Source organism: Enterobacter sp. SCRI0065 (assembly GCF_059766475.1).
Genome location: NZ_JCBAJB010000009.1, coordinates 90307 through 112966, shown reverse-complemented (window position 1 = coordinate 112966; position 22660 = coordinate 90307). Strand labels below are relative to the sequence as shown.

At 53.6% G+C, this 22660-nt stretch carries 21 protein-coding genes, 1 tRNA gene and 3 pseudogenes; 8 read left to right on the top strand and 17 right to left on the bottom strand.

The genetic code is table 11. The features are described from left to right. The first annotated feature begins 1 nt into the window (after position 1). The gene (epmB, locus tag AC6EMZ_RS19690) at positions 2-1030 is read left to right on the top strand and encodes an EF-P beta-lysylation protein EpmB (protein WP_498404438.1); all 1029 of its coding nucleotides are present in this window, start codon (positions 2-4) and stop codon (positions 1028-1030) included. 33 nt (positions 1031-1063) lie between these two features. Here the strand turns inward: epmB and AC6EMZ_RS19685 are convergent, their stop codons facing one another. The 3 genes from AC6EMZ_RS19685 to AC6EMZ_RS19675 all read right to left on the bottom strand — a co-directional run bounded on the left by AC6EMZ_RS19685 (position 1064) and on the right by AC6EMZ_RS19675 (position 3555). Continuing rightward, positions 1064-1417, bottom strand: a complete 354-nt coding sequence (locus AC6EMZ_RS19685) for a DUF4156 domain-containing protein (RefSeq protein WP_498404437.1) — start codon at positions 1415-1417, stop codon at positions 1064-1066. A gap of 166 nt (positions 1418-1583) precedes the next feature. Beyond that, complete coding sequence (groL, locus tag AC6EMZ_RS19680; RefSeq protein ID WP_498404436.1) at positions 1584-3218, bottom strand: chaperonin GroEL; 1635 nt, start codon at positions 3216-3218, stop codon at positions 1584-1586. A 43-nt stretch (positions 3219-3261) separates the two neighbouring features. Further along, positions 3262-3555 (bottom strand): co-chaperone GroES, encoded by a 294-nt coding sequence (locus tag AC6EMZ_RS19675; RefSeq protein ID WP_003855929.1) that lies wholly within the window; start codon positions 3553-3555, stop codon positions 3262-3264. A 178-nt stretch (positions 3556-3733) separates the two neighbouring features. On the opposite strand from AC6EMZ_RS19675, the gene yjeH reads away from it, so the two are divergent. Then, on the top strand, positions 3734-4975 hold the full coding sequence (gene yjeH / locus AC6EMZ_RS19670) for an L-methionine/branched-chain amino acid transporter (RefSeq protein WP_498404435.1): 1242 nt from the start codon (positions 3734-3736) through the stop codon (positions 4973-4975). A 34-nt stretch (positions 4976-5009) separates the two neighbouring features. Here yjeH and AC6EMZ_RS19665 read toward each other — a convergent pair whose 3' ends face one another. Next, positions 5010-5480 carry an FxsA family protein gene (locus AC6EMZ_RS19665; RefSeq protein ID WP_498404434.1) on the bottom strand — a complete coding sequence of 157 codons (471 nt, stop codon included), beginning with the start codon at positions 5478-5480 and terminating at the stop codon, positions 5010-5012. 335 nt (positions 5481-5815) lie between these two features. Between AC6EMZ_RS19665 and aspA the strand changes: the two genes are divergently transcribed. The 5 genes from aspA to AC6EMZ_RS19640 all read left to right on the top strand — a co-directional run bounded on the left by aspA (position 5816) and on the right by AC6EMZ_RS19640 (position 11408). Continuing rightward, complete coding sequence (gene aspA / locus AC6EMZ_RS19660; protein ID WP_498404433.1) at positions 5816-7252, top strand: aspartate ammonia-lyase; 1437 nt, start codon at positions 5816-5818, stop codon at positions 7250-7252. 116 nt (positions 7253-7368) lie between these two features. Then, positions 7369-8670 (top strand): anaerobic C4-dicarboxylate transporter, encoded by a 1302-nt coding sequence (locus AC6EMZ_RS19655; protein ID WP_498404432.1) that lies wholly within the window; start codon positions 7369-7371, stop codon positions 8668-8670. A gap of 112 nt (positions 8671-8782) precedes the next feature. After that, entirely contained in the window at positions 8783-9106 is a 324-nt protein-coding gene (gene cutA, locus AC6EMZ_RS19650; RefSeq protein ID WP_498404431.1) for a divalent cation tolerance protein CutA, read from the top strand. Next, entirely contained in the window at positions 9082-10785 is a 1704-nt protein-coding gene (locus AC6EMZ_RS19645) for a protein-disulfide reductase DsbD (protein ID WP_498404430.1), read from the top strand. The genes cutA and AC6EMZ_RS19645 overlap by 25 nt, the downstream gene beginning before the upstream one ends. 47 nt (positions 10786-10832) lie before the next feature. Beyond that, positions 10833-11408, top strand: coding sequence for a transcriptional regulator (locus AC6EMZ_RS19640; RefSeq protein ID WP_498404429.1), 576 nt, complete (start codon positions 10833-10835; stop codon positions 11406-11408). On the opposite strand, the gene AC6EMZ_RS19635 is transcribed toward AC6EMZ_RS19640, so the two are convergent. Both AC6EMZ_RS19635 and AC6EMZ_RS19630 read right to left on the bottom strand, forming a co-directional pair. Beyond that, on the bottom strand, positions 11405-11995 hold the full coding sequence (locus AC6EMZ_RS19635) for a LysE family translocator (RefSeq protein ID WP_498404428.1): 591 nt from the start codon (positions 11993-11995) through the stop codon (positions 11405-11407). The genes AC6EMZ_RS19640 and AC6EMZ_RS19635 overlap by 4 nt on opposite strands. A 36-nt stretch (positions 11996-12031) precedes the next feature. Further along, the gene (locus AC6EMZ_RS19630) at positions 12032-12877 is read right to left on the bottom strand and encodes an AraC family ligand binding domain-containing protein (protein ID WP_498404483.1); all 846 of its coding nucleotides are present in this window, start codon (positions 12875-12877) and stop codon (positions 12032-12034) included. A 171-nt stretch (positions 12878-13048) separates the two neighbouring features. Between AC6EMZ_RS19630 and AC6EMZ_RS19625 the strand changes: the two genes are divergently transcribed. Beyond that, positions 13049-13124 (top strand) — tRNA-Phe (locus AC6EMZ_RS19625). Between the two features lie 64 nt (positions 13125-13188). On the opposite strand, the gene AC6EMZ_RS19620 is transcribed toward AC6EMZ_RS19625, so the two are convergent. The 11 genes and pseudogenes from AC6EMZ_RS19620 to AC6EMZ_RS19570 form a co-directional block, all read right to left on the bottom strand. Beyond that, positions 13189-14514, bottom strand: a complete 1326-nt coding sequence (locus tag AC6EMZ_RS19620; protein ID WP_498404427.1) for a VasL domain-containing protein — start codon at positions 14512-14514, stop codon at positions 13189-13191. A 51-nt stretch (positions 14515-14565) separates the two neighbouring features. Further along, positions 14566-15039 (bottom strand): hypothetical protein, encoded by a 474-nt coding sequence (locus AC6EMZ_RS19615; protein WP_498404426.1) that lies wholly within the window; start codon positions 15037-15039, stop codon positions 14566-14568. 37 nt (positions 15040-15076) lie between these two features. After that, complete coding sequence (tssE, locus tag AC6EMZ_RS19610; protein ID WP_498404425.1) at positions 15077-15532, bottom strand: type VI secretion system baseplate subunit TssE; 456 nt, start codon at positions 15530-15532, stop codon at positions 15077-15079. Then, positions 15532-16077: a type VI secretion system lipoprotein TssJ gene (gene tssJ / locus AC6EMZ_RS19605; protein WP_498404424.1), complete on the bottom strand. Its 546-nt coding sequence runs from the start codon at positions 16075-16077 to the stop codon at positions 15532-15534. The genes tssE and tssJ overlap by 1 nt, the downstream gene beginning before the upstream one ends. Beyond that, positions 16055-16723: pseudogene (locus AC6EMZ_RS19600) on the bottom strand (type VI secretion system baseplate subunit TssG); the annotation flags it as partial. The gene tssJ and the pseudogene AC6EMZ_RS19600, both read right to left, overlap by 23 nt. Next, positions 16719-17639 (bottom strand): annotated as a pseudogene (locus AC6EMZ_RS19595) (OmpA family protein); the annotation flags it as partial. The pseudogenes AC6EMZ_RS19595 and AC6EMZ_RS19600, both read right to left, overlap by 5 nt. Positions 17640-17707: 68 nt before the next feature. Then, positions 17708-17974, bottom strand: a pseudogene (locus AC6EMZ_RS19590) (DotU family type IV/VI secretion system protein); the annotation flags it as partial. Further along, positions 17971-19311, bottom strand: a complete 1341-nt coding sequence (gene tssK / locus AC6EMZ_RS19585) for a type VI secretion system baseplate subunit TssK (protein WP_498404423.1) — start codon at positions 19309-19311, stop codon at positions 17971-17973. The gene tssK and the pseudogene AC6EMZ_RS19590, both read right to left, overlap by 4 nt. A 16-nt stretch (positions 19312-19327) precedes the next feature. Beyond that, on the bottom strand, positions 19328-20875 hold the full coding sequence (tssC, locus tag AC6EMZ_RS19580) for a type VI secretion system contractile sheath large subunit (RefSeq protein WP_498404422.1): 1548 nt from the start codon (positions 20873-20875) through the stop codon (positions 19328-19330). Between the two features lie 33 nt (positions 20876-20908). Beyond that, positions 20909-21406, bottom strand: a complete 498-nt coding sequence (gene tssB / locus AC6EMZ_RS19575) for a type VI secretion system contractile sheath small subunit (protein WP_498404421.1) — start codon at positions 21404-21406, stop codon at positions 20909-20911. A gap of 569 nt (positions 21407-21975) precedes the next feature. Next, positions 21976-22611, bottom strand: a complete 636-nt coding sequence (locus AC6EMZ_RS19570; RefSeq protein ID WP_498404420.1) for an alpha/beta fold hydrolase — start codon at positions 22609-22611, stop codon at positions 21976-21978. Between the last annotated feature and the right edge of the window lie 49 nt (positions 22612-22660).

Sequence of the window (22660 nt, the reverse complement as noted above, 5' to 3'; positions counted from 1 at the left end):
AATGGCGCATATTGTAACCCTAAATACCCCATCCAGAGAAGATTGGTTATCGCAACTTGCCGATGTAATCACCAGTCCTGATGAACTGCTGCGTCTGTTAGAACTCGACACGGATGAAAACTCGCTCGCGGGCCGTGAGGCAAAGCGCCTCTTCCCCCTGCGTGTCCCGCGTGCTTTTGTCGCTCGCATGACAAAGGGAAACCCTGACGATCCATTGCTAAAACAAGTACTTACCTCGCAGAATGAGTTCATTACTGCGCCTGGTTTTAGCACCGATCCGCTCGATGAGCAGAGCAGCGTGGTGCCCGGATTGCTGCATAAATATCTTAACCGCGCGCTGCTGCTGGTGAAAGGTGGCTGCGCGGTAAATTGTCGTTATTGCTTCCGACGCCACTTCCCGTACGCCGAAAATCAGGGCAATAAGCGTAACTGGCAGGTTGCGCTGGACTATATTGCTACCCATCCTGAACTGGACGAGATCATTTTTTCTGGTGGCGATCCGCTGATGGCAAAGGATCATGAACTGGACTGGTTACTCACCCAGTTGGAAGGGATTGCGCATATTAAACGTCTGCGGATCCATAGCCGTTTGCCCATTGTGATCCCGGCACGAATCACCGATGAACTGGTCGCCCGATTGGATCGTTCTCGATTGCAGATCCTGCTGGTGAATCACATCAACCACGCCAATGAAATCGACAGTGCGTTCCGTTTTGCGATGGCGCGTCTGCGCAGCATCGGCGTCACGTTGCTTAACCAAAGCGTGCTGCTACGCGATGTGAACGATAATGCGCGTACGCTTGCCGACCTGAGTAATGCTCTGTTTGATGCGGGCGTGATGCCTTATTACCTTCACGTACTCGACAGAGTCCAGGGCGCGGCACATTTCATGGTAAGCGATGAAGAAGCCCGGCAAATTATGCGCGAACTGTTGACGTTGGTTTCGGGCTATATGGTGCCAAAACTGGCAAGAGAAATTGGCGGCGAGCCAAGTAAGACGCCGCTGGATTTGCAGCTACGACAGTGCTGAATTTCCCTCTCCGAGGGGAGAGGGAATTGACAATCAGTTCGGGCACTTATAAACCTGACCGTTCATTTCGCTGGCAGTTGGGACAAAGCTTGAAAGCATTCCCTGCGTTGGGCTGCTCGCGCCGTAAATCACGTTGCCACCCATTGCCGCAGCCTGATTACGCAGGGCATTTGCCGCACCGCGCATTGAGCCACCTTCGTCGCCATGTTGACCGGACATCCAGTTACTTTGTTGACCCGTCGCCGTGCCGACCAACTGACACTCGCTGCCCGGCTTATCTTCCACAAAGCGAACGCCCTGACCACCCGCGGATAGCTCATTACTGGAGCTACAACCTGCCAGCAGCATTGCTGCCCCTACGATCCCTGCACAGACTATTACGCGCATGTTATTCCTCGATTTCAATAAGCTGGACAAGAGTTGTCCCTGTGTAAACCTTATACTAAAAAGATGACCAAAAGAAAAACCCCCAGACATTTCTGCCTGAGGGTTTTTCAATTCTGGGAGATGAACACCCTAATCATTCTGTTTGCAGAATGTAGGGTGTGGGCAATTACATCATGCCGCCCATTCCACCCATGCCGCCTGCGCCTAAGTCAGGACCGTCGCCTTTCGGCGCATCGGTAATCATGCATTCGGTGGTGATCATCAGACCCGCTACGGACGCCGCATACTGCAGAGCAGAACGGGTCACTTTAGTTGGGTCCAGGATACCCATGTCGATCATGTTGCCGTATTCTTCGGTTGCTGCGTTGTAGCCGTAGTTGCCTTCACCCGCTTTCACGTTGTTAGCGACTACAGAAGGTTCTTCGCCGCAGTTCAGAACGATCTGACGCAGTGGGGATTCCATTGCGCGCAGCGCAACTTTGATACCCACGTTTTGATCTTCGTTCTGACCACGCAGGTTGCTCAGTTTAGACGCTGCGCGAATCAGCGCTACGCCACCACCAGCAACCACGCCTTCTTCTACCGCAGCGCGAGTCGCGTGCAGAGCATCGTCAACGCGTGCTTTCTTCTCTTTCATTTCAACTTCGGTAGCCGCACCGACTTTGATAACCGCAACGCCGCCAGCCAGTTTCGCTACGCGTTCCTGCAGTTTTTCACGGTCGTAATCAGAGGTCGCTTCTTCGATCTGTTTACGGATCTGAGTCACACGGCCCTGAATGGCCACTTCTTCACCCACGCCATCAATGATGGTGGTGGTGTCTTTGTTGATGATAACGCGCTTAGCCTGGCCCATATCTTCCAGGGTGGCTTTTTCCAGCTCCATACCGATCTCTTCAGAGATAACGGTACCGCCAGTCAGGGTCGCGATATCCTGCAGCATTGCTTTACGACGATCGCCGAAGCCAGGTGCTTTAACCGCAGCCACTTTCACGATACCGCGCATGGTGTTAACCACCAGAGTCGCCAGCGCTTCGCCTTCAACGTCTTCAGCAATGATCAGCAGTGGTTTGCCTGCTTTCGCAACGGCTTCCAGAACTGGCAGCATTTCGCGGATGTTGGAGATTTTTTTATCAGCCAGCAGAATGAACGGGCTTTCCAGCTCAACAGCACCGGTTTCCGGCTTGTTGATGAAGTAAGGAGACAGGTAGCCGCGGTCAAACTGCATACCTTCTACTACGTCCAGCTCGTCTTCCAGACCGGTACCGTCTTCAACGGTGATCACGCCTTCTTTACCGACTTTATCCATCGCTTCAGCGATCAATTTACCTACAGTTTCGTCGGAGTTAGCGGAGATAGTACCAACCTGTGCGATGGCTTTAGAGTCAGAGCACGGTACGGACAGCGCTTTCAGCTCTTCAACAGCAGCGATAACCGCTTTGTCGATACCACGTTTCAGGTCCATCGGGTTCATGCCCGCAGCAACAGCTTTCAGGCCTTCAGTGATGATTGCCTGTGCCAGTACGGTCGCAGTGGTGGTACCGTCGCCAGCAGCGTCGTTCGCTTTAGAGGCAACTTCTTTCACCATCTGTGCGCCCATGTTTTCGAACTTGTCTTCCAGTTCGATTTCACGAGCAACGGAAACGCCATCTTTAGTGATGGTTGGTGCGCCGAAGGATTTATCCAGCACTACGTTACGGCCTTTCGGGCCCAGGGTAACTTTAACTGCGTCTGCCAGTACGTTTACGCCGCGCAGCATTTTCACACGAGCGTCGTTACCGAATTTTACGTCTTTAGCTGCCATTTTATCTTTCCCTTAAATTCGTATGTTCAGTGTCGGTCGCGGATTACGCTTCAACAATTGCCAGAATGTCGCTTTCGGACATGATCAACACTTCTTCATTGTCGATCTTCTCGGATTTCACGCCGTAACCATCGTTGAAAATCACGATGTCGCCCACTTTAACGTCCAGCGGCTGTACAGTACCGTTTTCCAGGATGCGGCCCTTACCGACAGCGATGATTTCGCCACGAGTTGATTTGGCTGCTGCAGATCCAGTCAAAACGATGCCGCCAGCAGATTTGGTTTCAACTTCTTTACGTTTGACGATCACACGATCATGTAACGGACGAATACTCATTGATAGCTCTCCTTTGAGAAAGTCATTATCAGTTGTGGAAGACGCCGGGCCGAAAACGGTTTTCCGACTAGTGCCCTGAGAGATGGGGGTCGGTGCTTACCCCTTCAAGGGGCTGTCGAAAAAAAATTTGCGAAAGTGTTACCATCGCCTCTCTTTTTACGGTGGCAGGACGATGTAAATGAGTGGACTCAAACAGGAGCTGGGGCTGGCGCAGGGCGTCGGATTACTCTCCACATCCTTGTTAGGCACCGGCGTTTTTGCCGTACCGGCACTGGCGGCTCTGGTCGCAGGCAATAACAGCCTATGGGCGTGGCCGGCACTTATCGTGCTGGTCTTTCCGGTAGCGATTGTCTTTGCGATCCTGGGACGACACTTCCCCAGCGCCGGTGGCGTGGCGCATTTTGTCGGTATGGCTTTTGGCACGCGTCTGGAACGCGTAACCGGCTGGCTCTTTTTGTCTGTGATCCCCGTCGGCTTACCTGCCGCACTGCACATTGCGACGGGATTCGGTCAGGCGCTGTTTGGCTGGCACGATGAACAGCTGCTGCTCGCCGAACTGGGCACGCTGGCGATTGTCTGGTGGGTGGGCTCGCGCGGCGCAAGCTCCAGCGCCAATCTGCAAACCCTGGTCGCCGTAATGATTGTGGCGCTGATTGCCGCTATCTGGTGGGCGGGTGATATCGCCGTCGCTGAAATCCCCTTCCCCCCTATCGCCAACGTTGACTATTCGCAGCTTTTCGCGGCGCTTTCAGTCATGTTCTGGTGCTTTGTCGGGCTAGAAGCGTTCGCTCATCTGGCATCTGAATTCAAACAGCCGGAGCGCGATTTCCCCCGCGCCCTGATGATTGGCCTGATTCTCGCAGGCACCGTTTATTGGGCCTGTACCGTGCTGGTGCTGCACTTTAACGCTTACAGCGCGAATACTGCGGCTGCCGCATCATTACCGGGGATTGTCGTTGAACTCTTTGGCGTCAAAGCGTTATGGGTCGCCTGCGTGATTGGCTACCTCGCCTGCTTCGCGAGTCTGAACATTTATATCCAGAGCTTCGCCCGTCTGGTGTGGTCGCAGGCGCAATACAAGCCGAATAGCCGCCTGTCGCGCCTTTCCAGACGTCAGCTACCGCTCAATGCGCTCAACGCCGTACTGGGCTGCTGCGTATTGAGTACGCTGGGGATTTACTGGCTCAACATTAATCTCGACGCACTGATCGTCTATGCCAACGGTATTTTCATCATGATCTATCTGCTGTGTATGCTGGCGGGTTGTCGTTTGCTGAAGGGCCGCTATAAGCTGCTGGCAATCGTCGGTGGCGTACTGTGCCTGCTGTTGCTGGCGATGGTGGGTTGGAAAAGTCTCTATGCCATTGTCATGCTGGCGGGGCTGTGGTTTTTCTTGCCTAAGCGTGGCGCGGTTGCATAAATCAAACGCCCGGAAAAACCGGGCGTGTTGTCACTTAACGATCGTCTTTATTGTCTAAACGGTCGCGTTCTTCGTCCTTACGCTGGTATTCCCCTTCAAAGGTATCCCCATTGCCAGGCCCTGTGCTGAATCCGCCGCCCGGCATCCGGTTAAAGCGCAGATACGGCAGCAGCTTCATGGTCAGGTGCTTTTGCACTGGTGGCAACAGCAGCAACAGACCAAGTAAATCAGTGAAGAAACCAGGCAGAATCAACAGCAGACCCGCAATAATCAGGGATACGCTTTTGATCATCTCGGCTGCCGGGCTTTCGCCTGCCGCCATCTTTTGCTGCATCAACAGGAAATTTTTGAATCCCTGATTACGCACCAGCGACATGCCGATAACCGACGTAAAGATAACCAGCACCAGTGTCAGCAGGACGCCCAGCACATGGGCGACCTGGATAAAAATGGAAATCTCGATGTAAACATAGAGAAAAATGGCAATAAAAGGTATCCAGCGCACTGGCTTCTCCTGTGTGGCAGACGCCCTCTGGCCTCTGTCTGAATGTGTTTGCGACTCGCGTCTTCCAGAGATGGTGACGGTTAGCCAAATTTCAATCGGTTTGCACGGATATTTTTTTCGTAAATATTCAGGCGGTGATTCATTTCACAGATTAATAAATATCATGCCGCGAGGGCGATAATAAGTGATCCAGATTACGGCAATTCGCTATCATCAGCATATGATCTCGAGTATCTGGCTGATTGAGGGAATAATCGTCGGTCAGCAAATATTCAAAACCACATATCTACTGTGTGTTTAGTACAATCCATCGGCAGCTTTAAAAGAAGGTTCACATGTTAAACAACATTCGTATCGAAGAAGATTTGTTGGGTACCAGGGAAGTTCCAGCGGATGCCTACTACGGTGTTCACACTCTGAGAGCGATTGAAAATTTCTACATCAGCAACAGCAAAATCAGCGACATTCCTGAGTTTGTGCGTGGCATGGTGATGGTGAAGAAAGCCGCAGCGCTGGCAAACAAAGAGCTGCAAACCATTCCTAAAAGCGCCGCGAATGCCATCATCGCCGCCTGCGATGAAGTGCTGAACAACGGCAAATGTATGGATCAGTTCCCGGTTGACGTCTATCAGGGCGGCGCGGGGACCTCCGTCAACATGAACACTAACGAAGTACTGGCAAACATCGGCCTTGAGCTGATGGGCCACCAAAAAGGTGAGTACCAGTACCTCAATCCAAATGACCACGTTAACAAGTGTCAGTCCACCAACGACGCCTATCCAACTGGCTTTCGCATCGCGGTTTACGCCTCTGTCTTGAAATTGGTAGACGCTATCAATCAGTTGGGTGATGGCTTCCAGCACAAAGCGGTTGAGTTCCAGGACATCCTGAAGATGGGCCGTACCCAGTTGCAGGACGCGGTACCGATGACCCTCGGTCAAGAATTCCACGCCTTTAACGTGCTGTTGAATGAAGAAACTAAAAACATCCTGCGCACTTCCGAGCTGCTGCTGGAAGTGAACCTGGGCGCAACCGCGATCGGGACTCGTCTGAACACGCCTGATGGCTACCAGCAGTTGGCCGTACAGAAACTGGCGGAAGTGTCTAATCTGGCCGTGGTACCCGCAGAAGACCTGATCGAGGCCACCTCTGACTGTGGCGCTTACGTGATGGTCCACAGTGCGCTGAAGCGTCTGGCGGTAAAACTCTCCAAAATCTGTAATGACCTGCGCCTGCTCTCTTCCGGCCCGCGCGCTGGCCTGAACGAAATCAACCTGCCTGAACTGCAGGCCGGTTCTTCTATTATGCCAGCCAAAGTCAACCCGGTGGTTCCAGAAGTCGTGAACCAGGTGTGCTTCAAAGTCATTGGCAACGACATTACCGTGACCATGGCTTCCGAAGCGGGTCAGCTACAGCTGAACGTGATGGAGCCAGTGATTGGGCAGGCGATGTTTGAGTCTATCCACATCCTGACCAACGCCTGCTACAACCTGCTGGAGAAATGCATTAACGGCATTACGGCTAACAAAGAAGTGTGCGAAAGCTTCGTTTACAACTCTATCGGTATCGTCACTTACCTGAACCCGTTCATCGGCCATCACAACGGCGATATCGTCGGGAAAATTTGTGCCGAAACCGGTAAGAGCGTACGTGAAGTGGTGCTTGAGCGTGGGTTGCTGACAGAAGCGGAGCTGGATGATATCTTCTCGGCGCAGAACTTGATGCACCCAGCCTATAAAGCAAAGCGTTATACCGATGAAAACGAACAGTAACCGTTTCGGTTAAACTTGCGAAGGCATGTCACTTGTGACATGCCTTTTTTCTTTTTAAGCATTACCAATTACACAACAATTTAATATCAACTTGTTAATAAGCAAGGAAGGTCCTTATGTTTGGAGCAGAACTCGTCGTCGTGCTGTTGGCGATCTATTTGGGAGCAAGGCTCGGGGGGATCGGCATTGGTTTTGCCGGTGGTCTCGGCGTGCTCGTCCTTACCCTTATCTTTCAGATTAAACCCGGCGCCATCCCGTTTGACGTTATTGAAATCATCATGGCGGTTATCGCCGCCATTGCCGCCATGCAGGTGGCGGGCGGTATGGACTATCTGGTAAGCCTGGCGGAGCGCATGCTACGCCGTCATCCAAAATACATTACCTTCCTTGCCCCGCTGGTGACCTGGTTTATGACCATCCTTGCCGGTACCGGCCACACCGCGTTCTCTACGCTGCCGGTCATTACCGAAGTGGCAAAAGAGCAGGGTATTCGCCCGTCTCGCCCTCTCTCTATCGCCGTTGTTGCCTCGCAGATTGCGATTACCGCTTCACCGATCTCCGCCGCCGTGGTGTTCTTTGCGGGTATCCTTGAGCCAATGGGCGTGAGCTACCTGACGCTGCTGTCGATCTGTATTCCGGTGACGCTGATTGCCGTCATGATCACCGCCGTGGTGTGTAACTTCCTCGGTGCTGAGCTGAAAGACGATCCGGTTTATCAGGAACGTCTGGCAAAAGGCGAAGTGAAACTGCGCGGCAGCCAGGTGTTTGAGCTGAAGCCACATGCCAAACGCTCCGTGCTGCTGTTCCTGATCGGTATCGTTGCGGTCATGTTCTATGCCACCGCGATCAGTGACACCGTTGGCCTGATTCAGAATCCGGTGCTGCCGCGTAACGAAGCCATCGTGGTATTCATGCTGACTATTGCCACGCTGATTAGCATCACCTGTAAAATCGACACCAGCGAAGTGCTGAATGCCAGTACCTTTAAATCCGGTATGAGCGCCTGCGTGTGCGTACTGGGCGTGGCGTGGCTGGGCGATACCTTCGTGAAAGCCCACATTACCGACATTCAGACCGTAGCGGGCGACCTGCTGCATAACTACCCATGGCTGCTGGCCGTGGTGCTGTTCTTTGCAGCCACCCTGCTCTACTCTCAGGCCGCTACGACCAAAGCACTGATGCCTGCGGCATTGATGCTGGGCGTGACGCCGCTGACAGCTATCGCCTCTTTCGCGGCGGTTTCTGCGCTGTTCGTTCTGCCAACCTACCCGACCCTGCTGGCGGCGGTAGAGATGGACGATACAGGCTCAACCCGAATCGGTAAGTACGTGTTTAACCACGCGTTCTTAATTCCGGGCGTGATAGCGATTACCTTGTGCGTCATCTTTGGCTTTATCATTGGCGGCATCGTGCTGTAAATGTTTTGTAGTTGTAAAAATCGTTAAATTCGGGCCGCTCTGCGGCCCGATTCATTCATACCCTTCGGCCCAGCGTGATATAGTGATTTTTTCGCTGAGACGAGGTCGACCTGTGAACACGCCTGACACTGTCGTTGTACTTTGTACCGCCCCCGATGAAGCCACTGCCCAGGAGCTTGCCGCCAAAGTGCTGGCCGATAAGCTCGCCGCCTGCGTCACGATCCTCCCCGGTGCGACTTCCCTTTATTACTGGGAAGGCAAGCTTGAGCAGGAGTACGAAGTGCAGATGCTGCTGAAAACCAGCGTGGCTCATCAACAGGCGCTCCTCGATTGCCTCAAGTCTCATCATCCTTACCAAACCCCAGAGCTACTGGTGCTGCCAGTGGTTCACGGCGATAACGACTATCTCTCATGGCTCAACGCTTCCTTACGCTGATCCTGCTGCTGTGCAGCACATCAGTCTTTGCCGGATTATTTGACGCGCCCGGCCGCTCTAACGTCATTCCTGCTGACCAGGCGTTCATTTTCGACTTTCAGCAAAATCAGCACGATCTTAATCTGACCTGGCAGGTCAAAGACGGGTATTACCTGTACCGCAAGCAGGTCAGTATTACGCCAGCCAGTGCCACCATCACTGAGCCGCAGCTGCCCGCAGGCGAATGGCACGAAGACGAGTTTTACGGCAAAAGTGAAATCTATCGCCAGCGTTTAAGCGTACCCATCACGGTCAACCAGGCCGATAAAGGCGCTACGCTAACCGTCACCTATCAAGGCTGTGCCGATGCAGGCTTCTGCTATCCCCCTGAAACGAAAGTGGTTCCTTTAACCGAACTAAAAGGCGAACCCGCCCTTTCCCCTCAGCCCTCCGGCGAAAGAGCCAGGGTGGCGGACGAAAAAACCGCAGATCTTCCCTTCTCTGCTCTGTGGGCCTTACTCATCGGCATCGGCATCGCCTTTACGCCGTGCGTATTGCCCATGTACCCGCTAATCTCAGGCATCGTTCTCGGCGGTAAACAGCGTCTTTCCACTACCCGCGCGCTGCTGCTGGCGTTCATCTACGTGCAGGGGATGGCGCTGACCTACACCGCACTTGGCATGGTAGTCGCAGCTGCCGGACTTCAGTTCCAGGCAGCACTGCAACATCCTTACGTGCTGATTGGCCTGTCAGTGGTCTTTACCCTGCTAGCGCTGTCGATGTTCGGCCTGTTCACACTCCAACTGCCGTCGTCCGTGCAAACCCGCTTAACGCTGATGAGCAACCGTCAGAAAGGCGGCTCCGCAGGTGGAGTATTTGCGATGGGGGCGATTGCCGGGTTGATATGCTCGCCGTGCACCACCGCGCCGCTTAGCGCGATCCTGCTTTATATCGCGCAAAGTGGGAACCTATGGCTGGGTGGCGGAACGCTGTATCTGTACGCACTCGGGATGGGACTGCCGCTGATTCTGGTCACCGTTTTTGGCAACCGCCTGCTGCCGAAAAGCGGCCCGTGGATGGAGACGGTCAAAACCGCCTTTGGGTTCGTGATCCTCGCGTTACCGGTGTTCCTGCTGGAACGTGTGATTGGAGATATCTGGGGCTTGCGCCTGTGGGCGATGCTCGGCGTGGCCTTCTTTGGCTGGGCTTTCATCACCAGCCTTTCCGCGCAGAAAACGTGGATGCGTGTGGTGCAAATTGTCCTGTTAGCGGCGGCGCTCATTAGCGTACGTCCATTGCAGGACTGGGTATTTGGCACCCCCGCTGCGCAAACTCAGGCACATCTTAGCTTCACTCAAATCAGCAGCGTTGATGAACTGAACCGCGCGTTAACAGAGGCAAAAGGCAAAACGGTGATGCTGGATCTGTATGCCGACTGGTGCGTCGCCTGTAAAGAGTTTGAGAAATACACGTTCAGCGATCCGCAGATACAAAACGCGCTGAAAGACACCGTTTTGCTGCAAGCCAACGTCACGGCAAATAACGCGCAGGATAAGGCGTTGCTTAAGCAACTCGACGTGCTCGGCCTGCCGACGATTTTGTTCTTTAATGAACAGGGCGAAGAGCAGACAGCCGAGCGCGTGACTGGATTTATGGATGCGGCGGCGTTCAGCGCACATTTGCGCGATCGCCAACCGTAAACGACACTGTTAACGGGAGAAACCGTTAGCATACGGAGGAAAAAACCGTGCAACGTGAAGACGTACTGGGACAAGCCCTACAATTACTTGAAATACAAGGGATCGCCAGCACCACGCTTGAGATGGTCGCCGAACGCATTAATTATCCTCTGGATGAACTGCGCCGTTTCTGGCCGGACAAAGAGGCGTTGCTGTACGACGCTCTGCGATACCTCAGCCAACAGGTCGATACGTGGCGCAGGCAACTGATTCTGAACGAAGAGCTGACGGCTGAGCAAAAAATACTGGCGCGCTATACCGCGCTGGCAGACTGTGTGCGGAATAACCGCTATCCAGGCTGTCTGTTTATCGCCGCCTGTACTTTCTATCCAGACCCCGGTCATCCGATCCATCAACTGGCCGATCAGCAAAAACGCGCCGCGCATGACTTCACGCACGAGCTGCTCACCACGCTCGAAGTGGACGACCCGGCAATGGTGGCCAGACAGATGGAGCTGGTGCTGGAAGGCTGCCTGAGCCGCATGCTGGTTAACCGCAGTCTGACCGACGTTGAGACCGCGCACCGTCTGGCTGAAGATATACTGCGCTTTGCCCAGTGCCGCATGGGTGGCGCGCTAACTTAAGCGAGCATTCCCGCCCAGGCAGAAATGAACAAACACAGCGCCATCAGGCGCTGAAATCGCACCATCGCCACGGTGGTGCGAAACACCCGATTGACTGCTCGCCCCAGCCACGCCCAGCACATCAAACACGCCATCGAGATGATAAAAAACCACATCGCCATCAGTGCGATATCCCGTAATGCATGCTCGTTTGCTGGAGCAAACAGACTGACCACCGCCAGTGCCATCATCCAGGTTTTAGGATTGATGACCTGCAACAATGCCGCTGCGCGCGCGGTAAAACGCTGGTGAGAGACGCCCGAGATATTTGCCGCAGGCGCGTTAAATAGCTGCCAGCTCAGGAAGCTTAACCACAGCACGCCTGCCCAGCTCATTACCTGACGAATAAGCGGATACTGGCGCAATATTTCTCCGGCCCCGGCTCCCGAAATCAAAACAATGGCACTGGCCGCAGCGCATCCACCCAGAATCGCGGGGACGGTATTTTTCACACCAAAGTGCTGACTGTTGGCCAGCACAAGGATATTGGTTGGCCCCGGCGTTATTGAGGCGACAAAGGCAAATATCAGGAAAGGTAACGGGCTCACAGGTGGCTCCTTTTTATATGAGCCATGAATGTGCCGTTATTTATTAGAAACGTCTGGAAGGTTTGTGCACAACCGGCGGTAATGAGCAGGCGAGATACGATACGCGCGCTGGAACCAGCGCCCGAGATGACTTTGATCGGCGAAACCAAGCGCAGCGGCTACCACAACCGGTTGTTCGCCTCGCCCAAGCAGCTGACGGGCTTTTGCCAGCCGCAGCTGAATCAGCCACGCGTGCGGGGCAAGATGGAACTCCCGCTTAAAACAGCGGGTCAGCGTAAAGCGATCTGTACCCGTTTCCCGCGCGAGATCCGAAAGACCGACGTTGTCACCGATATGCGCATAAAGGTAATCCCGCGCACGATGCGCCACCGCCGCACTTTGCAGCTGTGAGGGCAATCTTTTACGCCAGTGGCAGTGGGAGGTGATTTGCGCGAGCAAACCGTCCATCGTGCTTTGCTGCACAATCTTCATCTCATCACTGTGCAACGTGGAAAACGTCCCCCCTATCGCCCGAACCAGCTGCGGCTCACGCGTTAGCGTCTGCGCAAAATGAAGGGAATAACTCCCTGGCGTGGATTCGTATAACCCCTGGAGCGTATCGGTGAGCCACTTCTCGTTGAGATAAAAGGTCAGATAGGTAAATCCGCCGTCTACGGGCGCATCGCCGTCGTGGATTTCGCCGGGTTCGAGTAAAAATGCATCGCCTGGATGGCTACGATGTTGTTCGCGTCTGCAGTGAAATTGCTGAGTGCCAGAAAGCGTGATGCCTACCAGATAACTGTCGTGCCAGTGCGGATCAAACGCGTGACCTTCGAAATGCGCTTTAATCGTTTCAATACCCGTATCTGCATGCTGACGTAGCTCAAGCCAGTCTTTCGCCATATCGCCCCCTTTTTTAGCTATCAGCATTGCCATTTCACATCACGTCTGTCTGGAAGATTTGTGCAAATTCGATGCCCAATCCGTCAGATTGCCGTAAAGTTAATCAGTTGAACAGCTTTTCCCGAAATAGGGTTGACGATCATACGGGATTAAGGTTTAATGCGCTCCGTTGCCCGGATAGCTCAGTCGGTAGAGCAGGGGATTGAAAATCCCCGTGTCCTTGGTTCGATTCCGAGTCCGGGCACCACTATTTAGAAAAACCAGCCCTAGGGCTGGTTTTTTGCTTTTGTACGCTCAGTCACCGCCCATCATTACTTCTCTTCGCGGTGTTTCAGATCGCCATACTGCGCCGTTAGCTGCTTTAGATGCATTTCCAGTTGCGATTGCGCCACAGCAGGCAGTGGCTGCCCGGCTGGGGTTTGCGCCAGCGTCCGCAGTTGCTCTTCAGCCGGTACTGTCCGGTTAAACGCCTGCATTGCTGTGAACATCACCGATTTCAGTTCGCTGACCGTTATATATTTTCCCTTCTGTTCATCTAGCCCGTTCAGCTTGTCGCTCAACTGCTGGAGCTTTGTCATCCCCTCATTCCAGCCGTTGAGGCTTTCCATCGGTAAAGCGGCTCCTTTACGCTGCTGTTGCCACTCCTGCGCCAGCGGTTTTGCCTGTTCTGGCCATAAAACCAATGCCTGCTGTACCAGTTGACGGCTATAGTCGACGGACCAGTCCGGCGGCAACTGGCTCAAGCGAGTGAGCTGCTGTCGAGTGTTTTTGATAGCCGCTTGCGCCGGAAGGTTTTGCTGACGCAACCCCTCCAGTTGCGCGGACGAAAGCCGGGCAGGTAATGGCGCGAACGTAGTAGCGAGCGCTGTTTGTAACCGGTCTGGTTGATGAAAAGTATTCCAGCCCCACACCGTGGCGGCACTTATCACCAGCATAGCCGCCATTCCCGCCGCAAAAGGTTTCCACGGTTTCGTCGGGGAAGGTATTACCGACATGACCTCCACGTTGGGCTGGAACTCAGGCTGCGCGACGTATACCCACTTCACCGCCTCTGCTGGCTCATTTGTTGCAGCGATCGAGATATCGGGCAAAGCGACAGCACTCCGATCCGACTCACTATCACTGTTTTCCAGCCGGACAGCACTGTTGTGCATCAGAGTTCGCAGCGTCTCTAGCTGACTCAGATGTTTAAGCTCCAGCCGCTGAAATATCGCTTCAAGACGCGTCAGCAACTGCTCGGCCTGATAAAGCTGGCTGAGATCGCTGTAATTCAGCGACAGCGTACGCATCATCTGCTGGATGCGCTGGCTCAGACTGCTGAGGATCTCAATTCTGGCATGCACCGCCTGCGGCCATAGCCCGCCCCACTGATGGCTGATCAGCGCCTCCAGAATGGATAACCCTTCGTTCAGCCCAAACAGCCCAGCAAGATGTGTACGCGCAAGCGTGTACCAGGCCGCGGTCTGAAGCTCTACGCCGTTTTGCTCGAACAGTGAGAGGCAGAGTTTCTCGGCATACCGCCAGTTGACGTCCGGGCGAGCCGGATGGGCCAGCTTGCCGATTTCATCGCGCAAGGCGGTATAGTCCGGCAGCGTACGCGGGTCACCGCCGGTTTTAAGTTGCAAAGCGTTATTCACGGCAGAATTTCCGTCGTTAGAAAGTAATAAGGCTGACAGTGAGGGAAGCCGTCAGTCTGAAAGCAGACCGTCGAGCATCATGAAGAATGCCTCTTCACCGAAGTCGCACCTGGACCAGGAAGAGCCCCCCGAAAGGGTATAAGTCCAGTCAGTGCTTTTGCCTGAGCGCATAAATAAACGGCTCAGCGGAATGAGTCGGCCCTCTGCACAAAGGCTGACTTCCACACATCCCGTCACGTCTTGTCCATACAAGAAAAGCGGGGTGAATTTTATCGTTCTTTTCTCGTAGTGAAGCTGTATCCCCGGAATCTCGAAAGCCCGGCTGTCCACCAGCAGGTCGGTGAGCGGCACACTCGTCCATTCAAGACTGATACCGGTGTTCTCTAGCCAACCCCCCATCCGCTCCTGAAGCTCACTCATTTGCTGACGAAACATCGCAATATCTGATTCACTCTTGCTGCCAAAAGAACAAGGAGAAGGCTGTCGTGCTTGTAGTTTTTTGAGAAACTGTGTTTTTGCGGACATATACTCTGTGTTACCCCAGAACCTTTAAAAACAAAGACTAAATTCGCGCATGTTTGTCGACATACTGCTGCTGTTTCAGATGGCGTAAAAGCACCCGGCCCTCAGGCATAAACTTAGTACCGTATCGCACCAGACCGAGACCCTTAAGTTCAGCATCAATGGCATAGCGCAGCTCTCCAGGCTGAATTTGTTCCAGTATCACCACCTCAACATTTTTCAGGCGTGGTTCATATTTCAGCAATATCTCGGAAAGCGTGATCGTGAGCTGATGCGCTGTACCCGGCATTCCCTGCAGGATTTTGGACATTTCAGGCAAGCCATAATCAGGCAAATGCGCCAGCGTCCCCGCTCGGGCGTTAAGGATTCGCTGCATATTGTCCAACACAGAAAGAATCACCTGGTTTTGCTCACTGACCTGATTCAATTCAAGTCCTCCAGTGAAGTTGCCAGCCAACATTTCGTACAACGACGGTGTAATGTGCTCCAGTGGCATTAATCCTCCTTAATGGGCTTCAAAGTCAGATAGTTATTACCCGCTTCCAGAATGCGCGGTTTATCAGGATCCAGCGCTTCACGCTCCAGCACCTGCTTCCAGGTATTGCTCTCCATATCCGGATGGCGGAATAAGCCGATAACGGCGACGAATTGCGTATCAGCTTCCAGTGGAACATCAAGGCTCGCATCCCCTCCGGGTTTGACCACCACATCGCGACTCGCCAACAGGTCATCTTTCAGTATGGTATCGCCCTCCTTCAGTAACTGCTGGTACACCGTCTTATCGAAGACTTTTCTGTCCTTCAGTTGGTAAATGCGCACTACCACCGGCTCAGAGAGCGAATTACTTTCACGCGCATCGGTGTTAAGCGTTTCACGGGCAGTGAAATCCAGATGTAGTACTTTGATTTTTTTATAAAAAACGGAGTTAAAAGCCGATTTACTCCCATCAGCGACACTCTGCGTAAGGCCACATCCAGTCAGAGTGCATGCCAACACCGGCAGCATCCAGCGTAGGGTTTTAGTCAAACTTGTACGTAACACGTTGGTTTCCTTGTTGTGGTGTAGCAGGCTGCAGACCGGTATAACGGCCCAATTCCGTGGTAAAGGCCTGTGGTATATCGTCCGGTAAAACCTCACCGTCAATGCCCAGCACACCATTCATGCCCAGCCAGAAAGGTCCCTCACCCAGCGGGGGCGCCATCAGCAAACGGGTGCTAACCGTCAGGGTTATTCGGGCTTTAAATCGCCAGCCCAGGTACACCCGCAGCATCACCAGAAAGTCCTGATAGAGCAGGCTATCGGGCTTCCAGCCCTGCGCTTCCTGTTCGTCATCAGTCGAGAGTGCAATCAGCAGTTGGCTGCTGGCATCCATCGCTTCGTCACCCAGTGGTGTGTTGCCGTCAAGAAGAAAACCCTCATCCTCATAAAAACCCAGAGGTTGCTTGATTTCGACTGGACGCAGACAGTACGGACTGACTTTCACCCTGGTGTTCGGTGCCAATAAGTTCACCAGTGCCTGCATTCCCTCCTCTGTTTTACCCGGTTGTCGCAGTACGCCAAGCAGAGCCAGAAAGCGTGATACTGGTGTGGCAATATGGTTTGCCGTGCCGGGAATGCCCAGCCCCACCAGGCCAAGCAGCGACTGGGAAATGGTGTCCGTGCCACCCGCCTCGAACGTGGCTGGGTAACAGAGGCAACACAAAGTCCGGGAACAACGACATGATCGTGCTATCCGTCCCCACCGGCTGCCATCCCGCCACGTGATGCATCGCAGTATGGCGAGAGAGCCAGGCCGTCCAGGCCGACGATGCAAGGCTTCCGCCCAGAATAGGGCCCAGTCCCCACAGCACAGCTGTAGGTGCGATAGCAGGGATATCCGAATTCTTATCCATCAGCACCGCTTTAACGTGCTGATGGAGCCACGTCATCAGGCTGTTCATCAGAACCTGCTGCTGCATGGCCATCGCACCACCAGTGGTCACCCAGGTGGCAATCGAACTGGGCGATGAGGACCCACGCCAGACGCTGATGCCCTCTCCCGGAAGACCAGCCTGCCAGAGCATATCGTTCATCATCGAACTGCCCACCAGCCCGCTGAGCACCAGGGGTACTGAATGTCCGATCTCCTTGCGCAGTTGGCTAATTTGCCAACGCAGCGTCAGAAGGCGGCTGGTCAACGCTTCGGTATCCGCATGCTTTTGCGGACAAACGCTAACCATGACCGAGAGCTGACGTCCCCAGTCAGGGCGCAAACAAAGCACCTGGCGGGCTACCTGGCCTAAATCTTGATGATCTTCAACCCGGATCCAGCAGCCCTGAGTAACGGTCAGCACTTGTGACTTTTCTGGCCAGGCCTGTGGTAAGTCGCCACAGACCAGTACCACTGGCTGACGCCAGGTTGGCTCAGGAAGATTATCGAGACATAGCGTGGCTTCATGCTCTGAACGACGGCTGACCACATACCAGACCACAGCAATCAGTCCCCAAATTAACAGCAGGATAAGCACTGCAACCAGTCGGGAAACGGGCAGAAAGCCCAGACAAACCACGCCGCTTAGCAATGCCGCCCATAGCGATAGCAGGCGCTGTTGCGCAGGACTCATTTCAATGCCCCAGGCAACAGAGTGACCAGCATCTGATCGAGCCAGTGGTTCAGACCCCACCACAGGGCATCCTGAACGCCACGGCCCTTAACGGCTTCATCAAGCAGCGCGCACTGGGCAGAGAGAATATGCTGACAGCCTGCCTCATCCAGTTCACTTGCTTTCAGAGCCTGCTGTACTCTTTCCACGTCTGCCACACAGCGATCCCATAGCTCACGCCCCTCTCCTTCCTGAAAGGAAGGGCCGTACCGCAGACTGATAACCTGTAACCACGTGTTCTGTAGCAATGCATCGATATCAATGGGCGCGACAGCGTCGCGTTTACGTTCACTCATGTTCTCAATACCGCATAGAGTTCAAGTTCAGGTTCACCCAACATGCCCGGGGTATAAAACATGCAATTCCCGCTCTCGAGCATTTCCTGAGCGGCCGGATGAGACAGGTCGAGGGAGAAATACTGGTTTTCGAGCCGTAGCGGTATGGCTGCGGGCACGTGTCGAAGCGGTCTGAGTGGGATCCCCTGGCGGGAGGTATTCACAAGACTGGTCACAAAATCCGGACTGCCCACTTTGCACTGAAGCGGGAACTGCTCCTGCAACTGTGCTACCGGGATCAGCGAACGCACGGAGAGGTAATAATCAGCTCCCTCACGCAAACGCGGGTCCTGCAGCCGGGCCAACCATTGACGCAGACGCTTGTCATGGGTGAGTTCGACAGACACCACACGGGACGGTAGGCTCGCTTCCAGCAAATCGCTTAACAGATCGAATAACGGTGGGAAAACGGCATTCAGCGCTTCATGCTGATACGCTGGAATGGCGCTGACCTGATGCTCCAGTGAGAAGGTCAGAAGGCTACCCGCCAGGCGGGCCAACTCCGGATACAGGCGCTCCACCGGACTTTCTGGGTTTCTCTGAAACTGACCGAGGACTGGCTCTGCGCTGTTGAGCGCATTCAGCAGCCAAAAGAGGGAAACGTCAGCTACGGCAAAATCAGCCATCCTTTCGTTGCTTTCACGACGCATAGCCATCAGACGAATCAGTCGAGCGCGGAGCTGAATCATTAGCTGTTCAAGCTGGATGCTCAGCCAGCGGCTGCTCTTCACCATCAGCAACGGCGGGAGGAAGGTTTCATCCAGCGTCCAGACACCCTGCGAATCCTGCAGTAAACGGGCAACCGGACAGGTCAGATAATCACTGTTGTTCTGATGGGCAAAGCGCAGCGTCAATTCTGGCTGCATCACCGCAATCTGCCGGGTGTCATCACCATAGGTGTTGCGCACATCATGCCAGCGCTGACGGTAACGTACCGGGCGCTCAGCCACCTCATCCGGGGTCAGGCAATTACCGCCGTTGGCACGCAACAGCGGAAGTGCCAGTACCACCAGGGTTTCGCGAGATTCACCATCCAGTAACAATGCTGGTGGTAGGGCATCGGCATTGTCGGTATCGGTCAGCGTGCCATCCTGAAAACGCACATGCAGCCTGCGGGCCTGCAGACGTCCGAGTTTCAGCACCTCCGGCTCAAACGTCGACTCGATCACTCCCCAGGGATGGTTAAGTCCCATCTGAGCAATACATTCCGCAGACCAGGCCGCATACGCGGCCTGTTGCTGGAAGTGCTGGGGCGAGACCATGATCCCTCTGCCCCATAACGGTTGTTCCGTTTTCATTGGCTTCCTGCCTTAGTTAGGATTTCGCCTTCGGCATTTGCGAGACCAGGGACAGATTTACGTCCATGCCTTCCACCTGGAAGTGCGGGATCGCGAAGAGCTTAACGCGGAAGAAGCCCGGGTTATCTTCGATGTCTTCCACGACCACTTTCGCATCACGCAGCGGGTGAGAAGCCTGCAGGTCATCGCCCGGATTGGTCATCTCGGTGACAAGACTGCGCACCCAGGTATTGAGCTCCAACTCCAGCAGGCGGCGGTCTTTGGTGGTACCGATGTTTTCGCGCTGAATGAGTTTCAGATAGTGCGCGATACGGGACAGCAGGAAGATGTATGGCAGACGGGAGTTGATGCGGCTGTTTGCGGTTGCATCGGCCGTTTCATACAGCGCTGGCTTCTGGGTGGAGTTCGCCGAGAAGAAACACGAGTAGTCGCGGTTTTTGTAGTACGACAGCGGGATAAAGCCCAGGTTGGCAAATTCAAACTCACGGGTTTCTGGGATCATCACCTCAGACGGGATTTTCACCTGATTACCGGTGCCGAGATCGTACAGGTGGATCGGCAGATCTTGTACCGCCCCGCCGGCCTGCGGGCCACGGATTTGGACGCACCAGCCATTATTGATAAAGCTGCGCACCATGTTTGCCGCGAAGGCGAATGACGCGTTAGTCCAGAGGTATTTGTCGTGCTCGGGTCCTTTGACCTCTTCAACATAGTTAAAGCTGCGTACAGGTACGGTGTCCGGGCCATACGGCAGACGGCCCAGCACGCGCGGCATCACCAGACCGATATAACGGGAATCATCGGTATCGCGGAATGATTTCCACTTGATGTACTCGGCGCGGTCAAAGTAGTTACCGATATCCTTGATGGCCGCCACTTCTTCCATTGAATCCTTCAGGAAGAATTTCGGGCCAGCGGAGCCGATAAACGGCATGTGGGCCGCAGCAGATACTTTGGAAATATTACGCAGCAGCGCCACGTCTTGTGCTGAGGCATCAAACTCATACGAGGAGATCAGCGCACCGATAGGTTCGCCGCCTGGGGTGTCGTATTCATCGATATAAGTATGCTTGTATAACCCACTTTGAATGATTTCAGGCGCATCTTCAAAGTCCTGGCGCAGGGTCTCTTTCGACAGATCGAGCAGCTCAATTTTGACGTTCTGGCGGAAATCGGTTTTATCCACCAGCGATTTTACACCACGCCACAGCGACTCAACGGCCTGAAACTCTTCATGGTGCATGACCGCATCAAGCTGGCGACTGATCTGGTAGTCGAGTTCCGCGATATGATGGTCAATCAGGTTTTTGTCCAACTTATCGACTTTAACGCCAGCTTTGCTGAGGCACTCCAGGAACACCTGCATACCCGCCGTCAGGCGTTCATCTGCCGTGGCGTCAGACATGGCCTGCGCATCCTGCCAGATATCCAGCGTGCTCAGTTCAGAAACCGGGCTTAAATTGATTTTTTCAAAAAGGGAGGCGTACACACCCACTGTTTCAGGACGTTCCAGCACTACGCTTTCGCCGCCAGCGGCATTTTCATTTTTTACAGACATCAGCATCTTCTCTTATTAATCCGTTAAATATCGCGACCGTTATGCTTGTTTCGGCGCCAGGGCAGACAGCTCACTGCGCAGTTCAGCGCTAAGCGCTGGGTCAAGCAGGATTTTTTCCAGTTCTTTACGGAATGCCTGGTTATCCAGCAGATTGGCTTTCAGGTCGCGCAGGAGATTGCGCATGGCGAGCATGGCTTTAAGCTGAGGGATCTGGCGGGCGACCTGTTCCGGCGTGAAGTCTTTCATGTCGCGGAAGGTCAGAGAGACGGCCTCTTCGCTGCCATCGTTGGCAAGCGTATTTTCTACAGAGAGTTTTACGGAAGGCGAAAATTCGGCCAGCACGCTGTCGAAGTTATTTTTATTGACGTTGACCTTTTCACGCTCAGAAACCGGACGCTGCTCTTCGCCGTTGCTGTAATCCCCCACGACAACCAGCTTGAGGGGTAATTCAACTTTCTTCTGCGCGCCACCGGTGTGCAGGCTTAACTGAATATTGACGCGGGCTTTGGGGATCTCGGACTGATAGGAGTTAGACATAGCTGTCCCTGTTCTATGGAGTAATAGAAGCGGTCAATGCCAGAGAGAAATTAATAAGAAAGGCTTACCCTGCCAAAACAACGTCCCTGCTTACGTCATCCGACGCAAATCAAAATCCGGGGGTCAAAAGCGAGCACATTCCATTCACTAGCAAGCATGACACAATGTTATAGGTCTAAAATTCGACTTTAAAAATTTAGGATAAGACCTATTGAGAGGAGTGTAGAAATGTTGACAAGACGATGGGAAACAAAAACATGTAACACAATGTTACAGCAATGGATTTACAAAAGAAAGATCATCCCACTGATATATAAGAAATTTCTTATCTTAATCCCTACACACCTTATAGGATAGGGCTGGACGATAAACATTCAATTTAGCTTAAGAGTAAAAAGGATTAAAAAATAACCGGTTACCTGAAAAGTCCGAATTATGACACTGCGCGAAAATTGTGAAGCCCGTCGTGAGTAAATGAGGTGAAAAAATAAAAATATTTTCCATGACTCTAAAAGGCTAACTTTATACTTAAGCGGCGCTAAATAATCTTACCGTGAAGATTGCCCTTATCAGCATTTCGGCTCTTCCTGAGCTAACAGTTGTGGCCAGATCGCCGCCCAGTCCGATCCATGCGACATCCCACTGACAACATCAACCTGGGCACATTTTCCACCAACCGCCTGCTGAAAGCGCCGAGCAACAGCGGGCGAAACGGTGTTGTCTTTTTCACCGGTGTAATGTATTTGCGCAAGCGTGCGAAGTGAGGAAGCCTTATCGATAGCGCTAATAGCCGCTGGCATTGCGGTGACATGATGCTGCGCGTTGACATACGCAACGTCCAGATTGCCTGCAACGGTACGCAACGAGCGCACATCACCGCGCCGTTCGGCGAGTAAAGCCGCGATATTCCCACCCCCCGAATACCCCACCATTTCGAGCGTCACGCCGGGAAAGCGTTTCACAATCTGATCAAGAGCATCATTCATGGCTCCAATGACGTCAGGTGAGAAACGATCGTTCGTCCACCAGTTCACGCTGCAATGGCTGGGCAAAGGAGTGACAAACTGGCAGGGGCGCGCCAGATAAAGCACGTTTACATGGATATCTGATGCGGCCATGGCCAACCCTAGCGGATTACGCGGCGTAGGGTTGTCAGAGGGTAACGTACGGCTTTTCCATGCAAAGCCGTCTCCTTCGATGTACACACGTAATGAATGAACCGGGGGCGTTATTCGGCTCCATGATCTGATAGTG